The sequence below is a fragment of the Pseudomonas sp. Irchel 3A7 genome, from assembly GCF_900187565.1.
Lineage (GTDB): Bacteria > Pseudomonadota > Gammaproteobacteria > Pseudomonadales > Pseudomonadaceae > Aquipseudomonas.
The window spans coordinates 109299-125711 of sequence record NZ_FYED01000018.1 but is presented as its reverse complement, the minus strand read 5'-3'; the positions used below and the strand labels follow the sequence as shown (position 1 = coordinate 125711).

Annotated in this window: 15 protein-coding genes, 1 tRNA gene and 1 pseudogene; 13 read left to right on the top strand and 4 right to left on the bottom strand. The window is 58.9% G+C overall.

Annotated features, from left to right (window positions below):
- From CKW21_RS26460 to CKW21_RS26420, 9 genes are all read left to right on the top strand, one after another.
- Window positions 1-519, top strand: coding sequence for an ankyrin repeat domain-containing protein (locus tag CKW21_RS26460; protein WP_095196809.1), 519 nt, complete (start codon window positions 1-3; stop codon window positions 517-519).
- A gap of 184 nt (window positions 520-703) precedes the next feature.
- Window positions 704-1234: a hypothetical protein gene (locus tag CKW21_RS26455; protein WP_095196808.1), complete on the top strand. Its 531-nt coding sequence runs from the start codon at window positions 704-706 to the stop codon at window positions 1232-1234.
- An 82-nt stretch (window positions 1235-1316) separates the two neighbouring features.
- Window positions 1317-1508, top strand: a complete 192-nt coding sequence (locus CKW21_RS26450) for a PLDc N-terminal domain-containing protein (RefSeq protein ID WP_095196807.1) — start codon at window positions 1317-1319, stop codon at window positions 1506-1508.
- 266 nt (window positions 1509-1774) lie between these two features.
- The gene (gene speE / locus CKW21_RS26445; protein ID WP_095196806.1) at window positions 1775-2650 is read left to right on the top strand and encodes a polyamine aminopropyltransferase; all 876 of its coding nucleotides are present in this window, start codon (window positions 1775-1777) and stop codon (window positions 2648-2650) included.
- Between the two features lie 216 nt (window positions 2651-2866).
- On the top strand, window positions 2867-3100 hold the full coding sequence (locus tag CKW21_RS26440) for a hypothetical protein (RefSeq protein ID WP_095196805.1): 234 nt from the start codon (window positions 2867-2869) through the stop codon (window positions 3098-3100).
- Between the two features lie 212 nt (window positions 3101-3312).
- On the top strand, window positions 3313-3657 hold the full coding sequence (locus CKW21_RS26435) for a ribonuclease E inhibitor RraB (RefSeq protein ID WP_053157306.1): 345 nt from the start codon (window positions 3313-3315) through the stop codon (window positions 3655-3657).
- Window positions 3658-4129: 472 nt separating this feature from the next.
- A complete protein-coding gene (locus tag CKW21_RS26430) occupies window positions 4130-5539 on the top strand; it encodes a circularly permuted type 2 ATP-grasp protein (RefSeq protein WP_007971899.1) in 1410 nt (469 codons plus the stop codon).
- 12 nt (window positions 5540-5551) lie between these two features.
- Entirely contained in the window at window positions 5552-6502 is a 951-nt protein-coding gene (locus CKW21_RS26425; protein ID WP_077044641.1) for an alpha-E domain-containing protein, read from the top strand.
- On the top strand, window positions 6499-7308 hold the full coding sequence (locus CKW21_RS26420) for a transglutaminase family protein (protein WP_095196804.1): 810 nt from the start codon (window positions 6499-6501) through the stop codon (window positions 7306-7308). The genes CKW21_RS26425 and CKW21_RS26420 overlap by 4 nt, the downstream gene beginning before the upstream one ends.
- A gap of 153 nt (window positions 7309-7461) precedes the next feature.
- Here the strand turns inward: CKW21_RS26420 and CKW21_RS26415 are convergent.
- Window positions 7462-8284 (bottom strand): annotated as a pseudogene (locus CKW21_RS26415) (cytochrome c).
- Between the two features lie 602 nt (window positions 8285-8886).
- On the opposite strand from CKW21_RS26415, the gene CKW21_RS26410 reads away from it, so the two are divergent.
- The 3 genes from CKW21_RS26410 (at window position 8887) to CKW21_RS26400 (ending at window position 13078) form a co-directional block, all read left to right on the top strand.
- Complete coding sequence (locus CKW21_RS26410) at window positions 8887-10092, top strand: acetyl-CoA C-acetyltransferase (RefSeq protein WP_095196802.1); 1206 nt, start codon at window positions 8887-8889, stop codon at window positions 10090-10092.
- Between the two features lie 24 nt (window positions 10093-10116).
- Complete coding sequence (locus tag CKW21_RS26405; protein WP_095196801.1) at window positions 10117-12261, top strand: 3-hydroxyacyl-CoA dehydrogenase NAD-binding domain-containing protein; 2145 nt, start codon at window positions 10117-10119, stop codon at window positions 12259-12261.
- A gap of 94 nt (window positions 12262-12355) precedes the next feature.
- Entirely contained in the window at window positions 12356-13078 is a 723-nt protein-coding gene (locus CKW21_RS26400; RefSeq protein WP_095196800.1) for an amidotransferase, read from the top strand.
- Between the two features lie 109 nt (window positions 13079-13187).
- On the opposite strand, the gene CKW21_RS26395 is transcribed toward CKW21_RS26400, so the two are convergent.
- The 3 genes from CKW21_RS26395 to CKW21_RS26385 all read right to left on the bottom strand — a co-directional run bounded on the left by CKW21_RS26395 (window position 13188) and on the right by CKW21_RS26385 (window position 15941).
- Complete coding sequence (locus CKW21_RS26395; protein WP_095196799.1) at window positions 13188-14159, bottom strand: magnesium and cobalt transport protein CorA; 972 nt, start codon at window positions 14157-14159, stop codon at window positions 13188-13190.
- A 156-nt stretch (window positions 14160-14315) separates the two neighbouring features.
- Window positions 14316-15038 carry a 1-acyl-sn-glycerol-3-phosphate acyltransferase gene (locus tag CKW21_RS26390; RefSeq protein WP_095196798.1) on the bottom strand — a complete coding sequence of 241 codons (723 nt, stop codon included), beginning with the start codon at window positions 15036-15038 and terminating at the stop codon, window positions 14316-14318.
- A gap of 213 nt (window positions 15039-15251) precedes the next feature.
- A complete protein-coding gene (locus tag CKW21_RS26385) occupies window positions 15252-15941 on the bottom strand; it encodes a crotonase/enoyl-CoA hydratase family protein (protein ID WP_095196797.1) in 690 nt (229 codons plus the stop codon).
- Window positions 15942-16248: 307 nt separating this feature from the next.
- On the opposite strand from CKW21_RS26385, the gene CKW21_RS26380 reads away from it, so the two are divergent.
- Window positions 16249-16338 (top strand) — tRNA-Ser (locus CKW21_RS26380).
- The last annotated feature ends 75 nt before the right edge of the window (window positions 16339-16413 follow it).

The window sequence follows — 16413 nt, the reverse complement described above, 5'->3', positions numbered from 1 at the left end:
ATGTCAGACAAAAGCCGCCAGATGACCCCCGAAGAAGCTGCCGAGTTTGCCGAACAGGTATTCAACAAGGCGCGGGAGGGCGATGCGGCCATGATGGCTGCGCTGCTGACCAAAGGCCTGCCGCCGAACCTGCGCAATCACAAGGGCGACACCTTGCTGATGCTGGCCGCGTACCACGGCCATGTGGACACCGTGAAAGTCCTGCTCGAACACAAGGCCGATCCGGAAATCCGCAACGATAACGGTCAGAGTCCGATCGCGGGTGCTGCCTTCAAGGGCGACCTGGCGGTCGTCACGGCGCTGGTTGAAGGTGGCGCGCAGGTCGAGGGTTCGTCGTTCGACGGGCGTACGGCGTTGATGATGGCGGCGATGTTCAATCGCGTCGCCATTGTCGACTACCTGATCAGCAAAGGCGCCGACCCGAAAGCCAAGGACGCCAACGGCATTACCGCGTTGGATGCGGCCAAGACCATGGGTGCCACCGACACCGTTGCACAGCTGGAAAAACTGCTGGGCTAGATCGCTCTGACGCAGAACCTTTGTGGCGAGGGGATTTATCCCCGTTGAGCAGCGAAGCGGCCCCAAAAAATGGGACTGCTGCGCAGTCCAACGGGGATAAATCCCCTCGCCACAAGGTCCGCAGCGTCTGCCGAATGCGGTATCCTTCGCGCCCTCAAAATTCCCTCGCTACAGGATCTGCCCCATGAAAGCCGCTCTCGTCGAACTCATCAGCAAAATCAGCTCCGGGTGCATGGGTGAAGACGAAATCCTCAAGGTCGCTGACGAAGCAGCCCAGGCGTACGCGGATCCACAGGGTTTTCTGAGCGCCAATCCGGACATCAACTACGACGACACTTTCCCGATTCCGCTGGGCGAGTGGGTGGTCGTCGGCAGTCTGCCCGAAACCGTGCTGTTCCAGGCCGACACGTACATGGACCTGTTCGCCCAGATCGTCGCCTCCTTCGGTCCGGGCGTCGAGTTCAACCTCAAGCCCAAGCAACTGGCCAAGACCGAAGCCCTGACCGCGCTCAATCGCATCCAGGTGCAAATGAGCAGCCTGAACAAGGAAAACGGTGGTTACACACTGCTGAACTTCAGTCAGTTGCTCGACGACGAGCTGCAAGTGGTGCTGGTCTACGGCAACGACGTGCCACGGGTACTCGAGTTGTGCGCCGAAGTCGGCATCGCGGCTGCGCCCGCCCTGGAAGCCTTGAAAGTGGCCATCCACGTCTGAGACGGTAAAGCTGTCAATAAAACGGAACCCTTGTCCGGGCCGGCTATCCTAAGGGGGCATACCACTCTTCGGGAGCGTCACCATGGGTTCCACGTTCAACAGCCTGGTCGGCCTGATCATTCTTGCCCTGGACATCTGGGCCATCATCAACGTGCTGAAAAGTGGCGTCTCCACCGGGATGAAAATCATCTGGGTGCTATTGATCCTGTTGCTGCCGGTTTTGGGCCTGATCATCTGGGCCATTGCCGGGCCGAGAGGTGATGTCAGGGTCTGACTGCACCTTCGGGCACAACGCATTTCCCTTGTGGGAGCGAACCTGCTCGCGAAGGCGATGGCACATTCAATTTGGATGTGGCTGACATGCCGTCTTCGCGAGCAGGCTCGCTCCCACATCGTTCTGTATGCACCCGGTCATGAAGGTTCGACCTGTCATGTTCCGCAACGTAGAATGCGCGCCTTTCCCGGGCAATCGAGGCGATCGATTGGCCATCATGGGCGGGTAACCGTCCGTTGCCACCCGCATTCATCGGAGCACTTCCCATGAGCACCACCCCAACCAGCGACTACCTGGAAACCCTCTACGAAGGCTACGGCCAGCGTTTTCGCATGGACAAACTGCTGCACGAAGTGCGCACCGAACACCAACACCTCGTCATCTTCGAAAACCCGCGCATGGGCCGGGTCATGGCGCTGGACGGCGTGATCCAGACCACCGAAGCCGACGAGTTCATCTACCACGAGATGCTCACCCATGTGCCGATCCTCGCTCATGGCACCGCCAAGCGCGTGTTGATCATCGGCGGCGGCGACGGCGGCATGCTGCGTGAAGTGTCCAAGCACCGTAGCGTCGAACACATCACCATGGTCGAGATCGACGGCACCGTGGTCGATATGTGCAAGGAATTCCTGCCGAATCACTCCAAAGGCGCCTATGACGATCCACGCCTGAACCTGGTGATCGACGACGGCATGCGTTTCGTCGCCACTACCACGGAAAAGTTCGACGTGATCATTTCCGACTCCACCGACCCGATCGGTCCGGGCGAAGTGCTGTTCTCGGAAAACTTCTACCAGGCCTGCCATCGCTGCCTGAACGACGGTGGCATCCTGGTGACGCAGAACGGCACGCCGTTCATGCAGATCGACGAAGTCAAAACCACCGCCGGTCGCCTGCGCAGTCTGTTCCCGGACTGGCACTTCTACCAGGCCGCAGTACCGACCTACATCGGTGGCTCGATGACCTTTGCCTGGGGCTCGACCAATACCGCTTATCGCCAATTGTCCCGTGAAACCCTGCAACAGCGCTTCGCAGGCAGCGGCATCGTCACGCGCTACTACAATCCGGAAATACACATCGGCGCCTTCGCTTTGCCGCAGTACGTGCTGCAAGCAGTGGGCAAGCCAAGCAACGATTGATGGTTGATGCATAATTACTGTAGAAGCGAGCCTGCTCGCGAAAGCGGTCTTTCAGTCGATTGAAATGTCGACGGGTATACCGCCTTCGCGAGCAGGCTCGCTCCCACAGGTTCTTTGTTGTTACATCCTGTTTGCTGTAATCCGTTGGAACGATCAATTCGAGCTAAAGTCGAGATAGGTGTAAGCCCATTCGCGGGTTTGATAGAGGAGGCTCCGATGTCAAAGTGGAAAGTCACTTTCGTGGATGATCATGGTGAAACGATCGACGAGGTCTTCGAGTGCGAGGAGTGCCCGAGTCACGAGCAGGCCGCCAAACTCATCAAGGAACGACTCCTCCCTGTCGCCGCCAAGCTGGATTTGAACGATCTGGAAGGGCGAACCCCTGACGCGAGCGTCAAAAACCTCAAAATCCAGAACAGCATACAAATCCTCCGTATCACGCCAATCTGAACATCTCCTGTCACATTCTCAACCAGGCCTTGGCAGCGGCTCTATCCTGAGGCTACTCTGCAATCGAGATCAGCGAATGGATCGCTAAGGTCTGGTCTTGTCAGCTACATGCTTGTTTCCCGTCGGCACATCGGTTGCCGAAACGCCCGTAGCCATGGTTGCGCGCGAAGGGAGTACGGAAAGTCTATCCATCGGTTTGAGGAGGACGTTTCATGAGCACAGCCTATCAAGAAGACATCAGCAGCAGCGTGCTGCGCCGCATGAAAGAAGGCGGTTTCGACTTTTCACGATTCCATCCCATCGAGTTCTACGCCATTTTCCCGGATGAGGAGCGGGCACGCAGGGCGGCAGGTCATTTTCATCGTGGGGAATCCCTGAATGCGCAAATCAGTGTGCGCGACGACGGTGCCTGGGCGCTGGAGTTAAGCAAGGTCATGTACGCCACCTATGATGACATCGGCGACTTCGAGCAGGGTTTCGAAGCGGTGGTCGAGCCATTGGGCGGCATCATTGAGGGCTGGGGGGTCAAGCAGGAGGTACGAGGGCGACTCGCATAACATTATGAATAGCAGCAACCAGCAATGACGGCTGACCTTCGGGTTGGCCGTTTTCGTTTGTGCAGAATAAAAAATCGCATTTCAACAAAACAAAAAAAAGCCACCTGAGCGGGTGGCTAAAAGGGAAGACCGGTAAGGAGAGAAACCGGTCGGAGCATGCCGGACCGGGTTGCCGGAGCAACCGAATAAGTGAGGCTGAGGACTTCACTGAACAGGTGCTGGTGAAGTTTTTTCAGCGGATGCACGGATTATCCACAGCGTTAACCGGGCAGTGAAATCAACTCTGGCTATGCTGGTGATAGGCAACAACATTGCCTTGCAATGAAGCGGGGGCGATCAGGTGGGGGCAGTTACCGCACAGGATTGGTGCGGTGTCTGTGTATTGAATATCCAACTGATTGATATCAAAGCGTTTATGCCGATGGCGCGGGCCTTGCAGAGGTCCGTACGTCCGGGTGACAAGGAGTACGGCATGATCCGCACCTATTTTGATGAGATGTACGATGCCGGCGGCCAGGTCCGCCCGCATTATCGGGAGTTTGCCCGTTGGCTGGCCGAAACGCCTGACGAGCTTCTGGCACAACGGCGACGCGAGGCCGATCTGTTGTTTCATCGCGCCGGGATTACGTTCACGCTCTACGGTGATGAGCAGGGGACAGAGCGCCTGATTCCCTTCGACACCATTCCCCGCAGCATCCCCGCCAGTGAATGGCGGGTGGTCGAGCGGGGCTGCATTCAGCGAGTCAAGGCGTTGAACATGTTCCTCGCCGACCTCTACCACGAGCAGCGGATCATCAAGGCCGGCATCATTCCGGCCGAGCAAGTGCTGGCCAACGAGCAGTACCAGTTGGCGATGCAGGGGCTGGATCTGCACCGCGATATCTATTCGCATATTTCCGGTGTCGATCTGGTGCGCGACGGCGACGGCACGTACTACGTGCTCGAAGACAATCTGCGCACGCCCAGCGGTGTCAGCTACATGCTCGAAGACCGCAAGATGATGATGCGTCTTTTCCCCGAGCTGTTCGCGGCGCAACGCATCGCACCCATCGATCACTATCCGAACCTGTTGCTCGATACGCTGAAAAGCTCCAGCCCGATCGACAACCCGAGCGTTGTAGTGCTGACGCCGGGGCGCTTCAACAGTGCGTTCTTCGAACATGCGTTCCTGGCCCGGGAGATGGGCGTGGAGCTGGTGGAAGGCGCGGACCTGTTCGTGCGGGACGACAAGGTCTTCATGCGCACCACCGATGGGCCGAAAGCCGTTGATGTGATTTATCGCCGCCTCGACGATGCGTTCCTCGATCCCCTGGCTTTCAATCCGGAATCAATGCTCGGCGTGCCGGGGCTGCTGTCGTCCTACCGGTCCGGCAATGTGGTGCTGGCTAATGCCATCGGCACGGGGGTGGCGGACGACAAGTCGGTGTACCCGTTCGTCACGGACATGATCCGGTTTTATCTGGACGAAGAGCCGATCCTGAAGAACGTGCCGACCTGGCAGTGTCGTAATCCGTCCGAGCTGTCCCATGTGCTGGCCAATCTGCCGGAACTGGTGGTCAAGGAAACTCAGGGCTCCGGCGGTTACGGGATGCTGGTGGGGCCGGCGGCAACAGCCGCGGAAATTGAAGCCTTCCGCGCGCGGATCATCGCCAAGCCCCATGCCTACATCGCGCAACCGACACTGTCGCTGTCGACCTGTCCGACCTTTGTCGAAAACGGCATCGCGCCGCGCCATATCGACTTGCGTCCGTTTGTGTTGTCTGGCCGCGAAACCCGGGTCGTGCCCGGCGGCCTGACCCGTGTCGCCCTGCGCGAAGGCTCCCTGGTGGTGAACTCCTCCCAGGGTGGCGGAACCAAGGACACCTGGGTGGTCGAGGATTGAAGGAAGCCTGTCATGTTAAGTAGAACTGCCTCGGATCTGTATTGGATGTCGCGTTACCTGGAGCGGGCGGAAAACCTCGCACGGATGCTCGACATCAGTTATTCGCTGTCACTGATGCCACAGGATGGTCGTGGCAACGGCCTGCACGAACTGGCCATGCCGCTGTTGATTACCGGCACCCTGGACGATTACCTCGAACGCCACGGCGAGCTGCATGCCGAACGGCTGCTGCACTTTTTCGCGCTGGATGCGGCGAATCCGGCGAGCATCTACAGCTGCCTGGGTGCGGCGCGTGCCAGTGCCCATGCGGTGCGTGGGCGAATCACCGCCGACATGTGGGAAAACATCAATGCGACCTGGCTGGAAATTCGCGGAATTGCCGAACAGGGCCTGAGTCGCTACGGCATGAGTCGTTTCTGCGAGTGGATCAAGGAACGTTCCCACCTGTTCCGGGGCGCGTCCTACGGCACCATCATGCGCAACGATGCGTTCCGTTTCATTCGCCTGGGGACGTTCATCGAACGCGCCGACAACACCTTGCGCCTGCTCGATGCCCGTTACGAAATGGCCGGCGATCAGGCCGAAGCGGTCAGCGACGGCACGGCCCACGCGTATTACCAGTGGAGTGCCTTGCTGCGGGCACTGTCATCGTTCGAGGCCTATACCGAAATCTACCGTGACGCTCCCGGCGCCCGGCATGTGGCCGAGTTGCTGTTGTTGCGGGCCGACGTGCCGCGCTCGTTGCGTGCCTGCACCGAAGAAATCGACCAGATCCTTGCCCAGTTGCCGGGGGCCAATGGCCGCCCGGCGCAACGCCTGGCCGCGGAAATGGACGCGCGCCTGCGCTACACCGGCATCACCGAAATCCTCGACGAAGGCCTGCACGCCTGGTTGACCGAGTTCATCCCGCTGGTGCGCCAGTTGGGCAACGCGATTCACAGTTCCTACCTGGAGGCTGCATGAGACTTTCCATTAGCCACGAGACCACCTATCACTATGAAGATCAGGTGCGGGCGAGCATCCAGTATCTGCGACTGACTCCCCACGACAGTGAGCGCCAGCACGTGCTCAGCTGGCAGCTCGACCTGCCGCGCCCGGTGCGCGCGCAACTCGACCCGTTTGGCAATATCCTGCATGTGCTGACCATGGACGAGCCTCACGAGGCGATCATCATCGGCGCCCGTGGCCAGGTCGACATCGACGAGCTGCGCGAAGCCGAGCACGAGAGCCAGTCGGCGTTGCCGTTCCTGCGTTTCACCCGCCTGACTGAAGCTGACGCGGCATTGCGCGCATTTGCCGAGAAAGCGTGCAAGCAACGCCGCGATCGCACTGCGCTGATTGACCTGATGCACGGCCTGAACCAGCACATGACCTATACGCCGGGTGCCACCGAAGTGGACACCAGCGCCGCCAAGGCCTTCGCCGGGCGTTCGGGCGTGTGCCAGGACCACACCCATGCCTTTCTCGCCTGCACCCGCAGCCTGGGTATTCCGGCGCGGTATGTGTCGGGTTATTTGTACAGCGAGGATTGTGAACACCTGGCCAGTCACGCCTGGGCCGAAGCCTGGCTGGATGACGCCTGGTACAGCTTCGACGTGACCAACGAACTGGCCCGACCCGAGCGCCATTTGAAACTGGCAGTGGGCCTGGACTATCTGGACGCCTGCCCGGTGCGCGGCATGCGTCGCGGCGGCGGGTGTGAGCAGATGCATGCCAAGGTGTTCGTGTCGCCCACCCCTGCGCCGGTGATCTCGGTGCAACAACAGTAAATGCTGACACCATGATCCCTTGTGGGAACGAGCCTGCTCGCGAAAGCGGCCGTTCAGTCAGCCCAATCGTGACTGACACACCGCCTTCGCGAGCAGGCTCGCTCCCACAAGAATATTTTCAGTGGAGATGAGGTCAGTCCCGGTAATACCCGTTCAGGGTTTAACCTTGCGCCCCACCATATGCTTCAAATACCCCACCAGCATCCCCAAGTCTTCATCCGGCAACACCTCGGCCGAAAAGCCCGGCATTTTCGCCTGGGGCCATTGGCGCAAACTCTGCGGATCACGGATGTAGCGCTTGAGGAAGTCTGCACCGAAGTACTCGGTCGGGTTGTACGGAATATTCAGGTCTGGCCCGAACTGCGAGTCCCCGGCACCGTTCAATCGATGGCATGCCAGGCAGTTTTTCTGAAACAGCGCAAAGCCTTTGTTGACCGGGTCGTCTGCCTTTAACGCGGGATCAGGCAGCAGGGTAGGAAAGCGCTCGGCCACCGGCGCAAGGCGCTTGATGCTGGCCAGTTCGAACGGCCATTGTTCCGGGCTGATATTGCCTGCCCGCGGGTCGGTCCAGACCAGGTAAAACGGCCCGGCGCTGTGTTTGCCTTCTGACAGCGGCGGCCAGGGGTTCGCCGGATCTTCGATGGCCAGCCAGGCTCGCGCGCCCTGGGTGTTGAGTAGCGGTCCTGCCGGCAATTCCGCGGCAAATCCATCGGACGCAACAGCTTGCAAATGATCGTCGGATTTAACGTCCGACAACAACGCCGCCAACGGAACAGCGCGGTAGCTCATGTCCCGTTTGTAGGAAACATCATTGGGGATGTTGATGGTCAGGACCTGAGGGTGCTTGAGCAACTCCTCGGTCTGCCAGGTGCGACTGTACTCGCCCAACTCCAGATTGAGCTGTGCGGCATGCAGAGGTGTGCCGAGCAGCAGCGTCCCAAGCAGAATAAACGTTTTCAAAATGATCGCCGTCCATGTCGTGGAAGTGCCACAAAGGTTGGCACAGCCACGCTGGCCCGGGTAGCGAGCCAGTCACATTTTTAGCGTGGCGATATAAAACGCTGGTGCCCTATTTTTAGAATAACGACTAGCCGATCACCTTGGTCAGGTTGGGCAAAATCAACAGCAATGTCGTGGCAAAGAGAATGAGACCTGCTTGGCGAACTTTCGATTGTTTGAACATGGCTGACCGCCTTTTTTTTGTTATTTCCTGATGCCTGCCTGCATATATCCATGACGGCAAACGTTGCACTTCCTGTAGGACGAGCGCCTCGGCAAAACCCGACGACAACTTCGTATAACTTCACCTTAGAGGCCGCGTCACGCTTGTTTTAGATCCATTTAGTATGGAGTTCTCACTCGATGCTATTAAAAAGGCATGAGGCCTATTGCCAGCTTCTTGGGCGGCCTTTTGCTAGACACCTGCGGGTCTTTAACCGGTTCATCGAGTCATCGATGACCGTCCGTCTGAGCGTGACCGTCAATGCCAGTGAGCGCTGCGGTCATTGAATCCATTGGTCGCCGGGCCAAGAGTGTGAGCTGTGTTTTTCACTCACTGCACTGCGGTTCGAGGACGTCATGACCCAAGCTTTGATTTTCGACGCGTTACGCACGCCCCGTGGCAAAGGCAAGGCTGATGGCGCCTTGCACAGCGTCAAACCGGTAAACCTGGCAGCAGGCTTGCTCAGGGCGCTGCAGCAGCGGACCGCCCTCGACACCAGTCAGGTCGATGACGTGGTACTCGGTTGCGTGACGCCCATCGGCGATCAAGGCTCCGACATCGCAAAAACCGCAACCCAGGTGGCGGACTGGGACGTCAGCGTGGCCGGGGTGCAGATCAATCGATTCTGCGCTTCAGGGCTGGAAGCGGTGAACCTTGGGGCGATGAAAGTGCGCTCCGGTTTCGAAGACCTGGTGGTGGTCGGCGGCGTCGAGTCCATGTCGCGCGTCCCCATGGGCAGCGATGGCGGGGCCTGGGCACTGGACCCGGAAACCAACCTGCACAGCCACTTCACCCCGCAAGGCGTGGGCGCCGACCTGATCGCCACGCTCGAAGGTTTCAGTCGCCAGGATGTCGATACCTACGCGCTGCACTCGCAACAGAAAGCTGCGCGGGCGCGGGCCGATGGCTCTTTTAGCAAGTCGCTGGTGCCGGTTCGGGATCAGAACGGCATCATCCTGCTCGATCACGATGAATTCATCCGTGCCGAATCGAGCATGGAAGGCCTGGGCAAGCTCAAGCCGAGTTTCGAAATGATCGGGCAGATGGGTTTCGACGCCACCGCGCTGCGCGTCTACAGCCAGGTCGAGCGCATCAACCATGTCCACACCCCCGGCAACAGTTCCGGAATCGTCGACGGCGCGGCGCTGATGCTGATCGGCTCCGAAGCCAAGGGCCGGGCGCTGGGCTTGCAGCCACGGGCGCGGATCGTCGCCACGGCGGTGACCAGTACCGATCCGACCATCATGCTCACAGGCCCCGCACCAGCTACCCGCAAGGCGCTGGCCAAGGCCGGGCTGCGGGTGGAAGACATCGACCTGTTCGAGGTCAACGAAGCGTTTGCCTCGGTGGTGTTGAAGTTCATCAAGGACATGGCCGTCGACCCGGACAAGGTCAATGTCAACGGCGGCTCCATTGCCATGGGCCACCCGTTGGGCGCCACTGGATGCGCGATTCTCGGCACCTTGCTCGATGAGCTGGAAGCCCGGCGCCTGCGTTATGGCCTCGCGACCCTGTGTGTCGGCGGCGGCATGGGCATTGCCACCATCATCGAACGCCTCTGAGCCCCGAATTCAAGGAAACCTTCCATGACCCAAGCCATTCGTTACGAAAAAGGCCAGGACCAGATTGTCGTCCTGACCATCGACATGCCGGGCCAGAGCGCCAACACCATGAACGCGGTGTACCGCGAAGCCATGGCTGACTGTGTCGCCCGCCTGGTGGCCGACAAGGACGCCATTGCCGGCGTCATCATCACCTCGGCGAAAAAAACCTTCTTCGCCGGCGGTGACCTCAATGAGCTGATCAAGGTGGGCAAACCCGAAGCCAAAGCCTTTTACGACATGGTGCTGAAACTCAAAGGGCAACTGCGTACCCTGGAAACTCTCGGTAAACCGGTGGTCGCGGCGATCAACGGCGCGGCGCTGGGCGGCGGCTGGGAAATCTGCCTGGCCTGCCATCACCGCGTGGCGCTGGACAACCCGTCGGTGCAGCTGGGCTTGCCGGAAGTGACCCTCGGCCTGTTGCCGGGCGGCGGCGGGGTGGTGCGCATGGTGCGCATGCTCGGCCTGGAAAAAGCCCTGCCGTATCTGCTCGAAGGTAAAAAAGTGCGGCCGCAGCAAGCGTTGCAGGCGGGTTTGATCGATGAACTGGCGGCGGATCACGACGAGTTGCTGGCCAAGGCGCGAGCCTGGATCATCGCCAACCCCAAGACGGTGCAGCGTTGGGATGTGAAGGGTTACCAGATCCCCGGTGGTACGCCGTCAAACCCGAAAGTCGCACAGATGCTGGCCATTGCACCGTCGATCCTGCGCAGCAAAACCCAGGGCTGCATGCCGGCGCCGGAAAAAATCCTCTGCGCCGCCGTGGAAGGTGCGCAAGTGGATTTCGACACGGCGCACCTGATCGAAACCCGCTACTTCACCGAGCTGACCACCGGTCAGGTCTCGAAGAACCTGATCGGCACGTTCTGGTTCCAGCTCAACGAAATCAATGCCGGCGGCTCGCGGCCGCAGGGTTTTGCGCCTTGCGTCACCAGGAAAGTCGGCGTGCTGGGGGCCGGGATGATGGGCGCGGGCATTGCGTTTGTCAGCGCGTCGGCAGGCATCGAGGTGGTGCTCAAGGATGTCAATCTCGCCGCTGCCGAGAAGGGCAAGGCGCACTCGGCGGCGTTGCTGGACAAGAAGGTGGCGCGTGGGCAGCTGAGCGTCGAACAGCGCGAAGCGGTTCTGGCACGCATTCAGGCCACTGAAAGCGATGCCGACCTGGCCGGTTGCGATCTGATCATCGAAGCCGTGTTCGAAGACCGTGAGCTGAAGGCCAAGGTCTCCCTGGCTGCGCAACAAATCGTCGGTGCCGACGCGGTGATCGCCTCCAACACTTCGACTCTGCCGATCAGCGGCCTGGCCACGGCGGTACCGGACCAGAGCAAGTTTATCGGCCTGCATTTCTTCAGCCCTGTGGACAAAATGCCGCTGGTGGAAATCATCAAGGGCGTCAATACCAGCGACGAAACCCTGGCTCGCGGATTCGATTTCGTTCTGCAAATCAAGAAAACGCCGATCGTGGTCAACGACAGCCGTGGTTTCTTTACTTCGCGGGTGTTCGGCACGTTTACCAACGAAGGCATTGCGATGCTGGGCGAAGGCGTGAGTGCGCCGATGATCGAGACCGAGGCACGCAAGGCCGGCATGCCCATCGGACCGTTGGCGATTTCTGATGAAGTCTCCCTCAGCCTCATGAGCCATATCCGCCAGCAAACCGCCAAAGACCTGCAGGCGGAAGGCAAACCGCTGACCGAGCATCCGGCATTTGCCGTGATCGACTTGCTGCTCAATGAATACAAGCGTCCGGGCAAGGCCGCGGGCGGTGGTTTCTACGAGTACCCGGCGGGGGGGCAGAAGCACCTGTGGCCGGAGCTGAAAAACCGCTTTGAAAACGCCGACGGGCAGATTTCGCCCAAGGATGTGCGCGATCGCCTGCTGTTCGTGCAAGCCATTGAAACCGTGCGCTGCGTGGAGGAGGGCGTGCTGACCTCGACGGCAAACGCCAACGTCGGCTCGATTTTCGGCATCGGTTTCGCGGCCTGGACCGGCGGTGCGCTGCAGTTCATCAATCAGTACGGGATTAAAGACTTCGTCGCCCGTGCCCAGTACCTGGCGGGTCAATACGGCGAGCGCTTTGCACCACCGGCACTGTTGCTGGAAAAAGCCGCCAAAGGGGAGGCATTTTAGGGATCGGTGACACATCGCGGGGCTTGCCTTGTTACGGTGTTTCAAGGCAGGCTCTGGGGTGTGCATTATTCCCATCACGTGTCAGGTATTTTTTATGTCGTTACGCATCTGCATTCTCGAAACCGACATCCTGCGTCCGGAACTGGTCGACCAATATCAGGGTTACGGGCAGATGTTCAAACACCTGTTTTCGCAGCAGCCCATTGCCGCCGAGTTCACTGTGTACAACGTGATGCAGGGCGAGTATCCCAGCGACGACCTGACCTTTGACGCCTACCTCGTCACGGGCAGCAAGGCCGATTCCTTCGGCACCGACCCCTGGATCCAGACCCTCAAGGACTACCTGCTGACCCGCTACGAGCGTGGCGACAAACTGCTGGGCGTGTGTTTCGGCCATCAGTTGCTGGCGCTGTTGCTGGGCGGCAAGAGCGAGCGGGCGACCCAGGGTTGGGGCGTCGGCACCCACAATTACAAACTCGCCGCCAAGGCGCCTTGGATGAATCCGGTGCGCGAAGAGTTGACCCTGCTGATCAGCCATCAGGACCAGGTGACGTCATTGCCGGAAAACGCCACAGTGATCGCCTCCAGCGATTTCTGCCCATTTGCTGCGTACCACATCAATGATCAGGTGCTGTGCTTCCAGGGGCATCCGGAGTTCATTCATGACTACTCCCGGGCCTTGCTGGAGATTCGTCAGCAAGCGCTGGGCGAGCAGGTGTATACGAAAGGAATCGCAAGCCTGGAAAGTGAACATCACGGCAGCACGGTTGCCGAGTGGATGATGCGGTTCGTGGCGCACAAACCCGAAGCCGTTTGAAGCCAAAAACTTCGCGAGCGGGCTCGCTCCCACATGTGGAACTCGATCGAATGTGGGAGCGAGCCCGCTCGCGAATGAGGCGCCTGGTTTTCACTGAAAGCACGCAGACCTACAACCACCCCGACTTTTTGAAGCTCGCCCACAAACTCACGCATCCCACCGTGATAAATCCCAGCACGCCGAAATATCCGTAATGCCAGGTCAGCTCGGGCATGTTCTGGAAATTCATCCCGTAAATCCCCGCTACCGCCGTCGGGAACGCGAGGATCGCCGCCCATGCAGCGAATTTGCGCTGCACTACGCTCTGGCGTGACGCCTCCAGCAACACGCCGACCTCGATGGTCTGGCTGGCGATATCGGCCAGGGTCGTCAGATCTTCCATTTGCCGGGTGACATGAATCTGCACATCGCGGAAATACGGGCGCATGTTCTTGTCGATGAACGGAAAGCTCAGCTTTTGCAGTTCTTCGCCGATCTCCACCATCGGCGCTGCAAATCGACGCAAGCGCAATACATCACGGCGCAGGCTGTGAAGTTTCTGGATGTCACGCTCATTCAGCGAGCCGCACATGACGTTGCGTTCCAGCTCGTCGATTTCGGCATGGATCGCTTCACCCATCGGCTGGTAGTTTTCGATCACGAAGTCGAGGATGGCATAGAGTACGAAATCTTCCCCGTGCTCAAGCAATAACGGACGCGCCTCACAACGTTGTCGGACATAGGCGTAGGACGCCGAGTGACCGTTGCGTGCGGTAATGATGTAACCGTTGCCGGCAAAGATATGGGTCTCGATAAACTTGAGTTTGCCCTCTTCCCGGATGGGGGAATACGTGACGATGAACAGCGCATCGCCGAAGGTTTCCAGCTTCGGTCGACTGTGTTTCTCAAGGGCGTCTTCGATGGCCAGTTCATGCAGGTTGAACTGGCGTTGCAGGTTGTACAGTTCCTCGGCACTCGGCTCTTCAAGGCCGATCCAGACAAAGTGCCCCGGCTTTGCTGCCCAGGCGGCGCCTTCGTCGAGGGTGATATTGGTGACTTTCTTACCAGCGCTGTAAACCGCAGCAGCAACAACTCTACCCATGATGGAGATTCACTTCTTGTTAGCAGGTGTTCATTGGCAATAATGGCAGGCGGTGTCCAGCTTAGCCCTGTCTGCTGCCGGAGCGTCAGTGAAATCTGCCGGGTTCGCAGGTATAAGCGCGCAGACAAAAGAAAACCCGCACAGGGCGGGTTTCATTCAAGCGGCTTGCAGTTGCCGGTCCATTGAGTCGATGCATTCGCGCATCTGCTCGCGGCACTGGGCGATCAGCATGGGCATGTCGTCCAGACTCAATCCGGCGGTAGGAATGGCCGGCAGCGAGCGAATCAGAATTTTCCCACTGCGCCATCGGTTCAATCGCATGTGCTTGACGTAACTGCTGACGCACACCGGCACGATCGGCACCCCGGCTGCGATGGCCATCTGGAAGGCGCCTTTCTTGAACGGCAACAACTCTTCGCCCAGATTGCGCGTGCCTTCCGGGAAGACCCAGATCGAGGTGTCTTCGTTTTGCAGGGTGTGGGTGGTGGTCAACATCGATTGGCGTGCTTTCTGCGCATTGCCACGGTCGATCAGCACATTACCGGCCAGCCAGAACAACTGGCCGAACAACGGTACCCACTTAAGGCTCTTTTTACCGATGCACACGGTACGGCGGGGCACTACGTTGCCGAATACAAACAGGTCGTAGTTGGACTGGTGGTTGGCGACGATCACGCAGCTGTCAGGTTTATCCATCAGCGGCCCGACGTCGGTCTTCACCCGCAAACGCAGAATGCACATCGCCGGCCATGCGTAGAGGCGGGCACATAGACGACTGTTGTCCGGATTGAACGGTCGGCACAGGCCGAGAATCACGCCCAGCACACCCGCGATAATAAAGTGCAGGCCCATCAATGACATACGTAAAGCAAACAGCATTTTCAGGCCCCACCGGGACAAAAGGTGGCGCAGTGTACGGATGTGCACTGTTTTCGGCAATTGCCGCTAAAGAAGCAGGAGATAGCCGATGTTTAAGCGCATGTTTCCGACTGATGGGTCAGACGCGTTCTAGAGCGGTTGCAGGCTTTTCAGCACGGCGCGTACGAAAAGCCCGACACGACGGTCGGGCTTTTCGTTGCTGCAGGTTGGGTCTTAACCCAAATGCTCCTGATCCTGGATGATTGCGTTATCCAGGGTTTCCAGCAGTTCCTTGCGTACTTTCAGCTTGGTGTTCTTGTGTGCGGTCATGTTGATCTTCTTCAACTGACGAGCCGCCGCCAGTGCTGCGCCTTGCAGCTCTTCGGCAGACACCACCACGTCAAGGAAACCGGCATCCACTGCCGTCTGCGGATTGAACATTTCACCGTTGATCACCGAGCGGTGGAACGCCGATTTGCGCAAGCGATCACGGGCCAGTTCGATACCGGCGTGGTGCATGGTCATGCCGATCTGTACTTCGTTCAGGCCGATGCTGAACGGGCCGTCGACACCGATGCGATAGTCAGCGGACAGCAGCAGGAACGCGCCCTTGGCCACGGCATGGCCAGGGCAAGCCACAATCACCGGGAACGGGTGCGACAACAGGCGGCGGGCCAGCGTCGAGCCGGAAGTGACCAGCGCCACGGCTTCTTTAGGGCCGGACGTCATCACCTTCAAATCGTAACCGCCCGAGAGAATGCCCGGCTGACCGGTAATGATCACCACCGCACGATCAGTCACCGCCTGATCCAGCGCAGCGTTGAAGGCAGCAATCACGTCCGGGGAAATGGCATTGACCTTGCCATTGTTCAGGGTCAGGGTCGCGATACCGTCTTCGAGATGGTAAGAAATCAACTCACTCATGACGCCATTCCTTTCAATAAAGTTGGGCTGAAGTTACCCACCGCCACAGGCCAGGTAAAGCGCTATGACTGACCCGCCAGTCACCCTTTCCCCGCCCGCCAAGCGTAGCCCGCCCCGCCAGCGGCGCATTGCCCTCTATATAGAGGCGTGTGCCAAGACAGAGTTTGGCGGGTTTGCCATTGCCCCGACTGGCTTGAAACGGCTAATCGCGTTAAGCGCATGAAAATTCTAAAAAAATGTTTGCCATCAGAAAAGCTTTCGACTACATTAGCGCGCCTCGACAGACAGAACATGTTTGAAGAGATACGGTGAAGTGTCCGAGTGGCTTAAGGAGCACGCCTGGAAAGTGTGTATACAGGAAACTGTATCGAGAGTTCGAATCTCTCCTTCACCGCCAAATTCGATGTAAACAAAACCCCTGGTTTCGAAAGAAGCCAGGGGTTTTGTGTTTTTATGGGGCTGATTTCTTAAA

Bases quoted from the DNA above. Each gene is read 5' to 3' on its own strand.
- CKW21_RS26405 (WP_095196801.1), top strand. From the start codon at position 10,117: ATGACCCAAGCCATTCGTTACGAAAAAGGCCAGGACCAGATTGTCGTC.
- speE (WP_095196806.1), top strand. From the start codon at position 1,775: ATGAGCACCACCCCAACCAGCGACTACCTGGAAACCCTCTACGAAGGC.
- CKW21_RS26455 (WP_095196808.1), top strand. From the start codon at position 704: ATGAAAGCCGCTCTCGTCGAACTCATCAGCAAAATCAGCTCCGGGTGC.
- CKW21_RS26385 (WP_095196797.1), bottom strand. From the start codon at position 15,941: ATGAGTGAGTTGATTTCTTACCATCTCGAAGACGGTATCGCGACCCTG.
- CKW21_RS26435 (WP_053157306.1), top strand. From the start codon at position 3,313: ATGAGCACAGCCTATCAAGAAGACATCAGCAGCAGCGTGCTGCGCCGC.
- CKW21_RS26410 (WP_095196802.1), top strand. From the start codon at position 8,887: ATGACCCAAGCTTTGATTTTCGACGCGTTACGCACGCCCCGTGGCAAA.
- CKW21_RS26400 (WP_095196800.1), top strand. From the start codon at position 12,356: ATGTCGTTACGCATCTGCATTCTCGAAACCGACATCCTGCGTCCGGAA.
- CKW21_RS26430 (WP_007971899.1), top strand. From the start codon at position 4,130: ATGATCCGCACCTATTTTGATGAGATGTACGATGCCGGCGGCCAGGTC.
- CKW21_RS26395 (WP_095196799.1), bottom strand. From the start codon at position 14,159: ATGGGTAGAGTTGTTGCTGCTGCGGTTTACAGCGCTGGTAAGAAAGTC.
- CKW21_RS26390 (WP_095196798.1), bottom strand. From the start codon at position 15,038: ATGCTGTTTGCTTTACGTATGTCATTGATGGGCCTGCACTTTATTATC.
- CKW21_RS26460 (WP_095196809.1), top strand. From the start codon at position 1: ATGTCAGACAAAAGCCGCCAGATGACCCCCGAAGAAGCTGCCGAGTTT.
- CKW21_RS26450 (WP_095196807.1), top strand. From the start codon at position 1,317: ATGGGTTCCACGTTCAACAGCCTGGTCGGCCTGATCATTCTTGCCCTG.
- CKW21_RS26440 (WP_095196805.1), top strand. From the start codon at position 2,867: ATGTCAAAGTGGAAAGTCACTTTCGTGGATGATCATGGTGAAACGATC.
- CKW21_RS26425 (WP_077044641.1), top strand. From the start codon at position 5,552: ATGTTAAGTAGAACTGCCTCGGATCTGTATTGGATGTCGCGTTACCTG.
- CKW21_RS26420 (WP_095196804.1), top strand. From the start codon at position 6,499: ATGAGACTTTCCATTAGCCACGAGACCACCTATCACTATGAAGATCAG.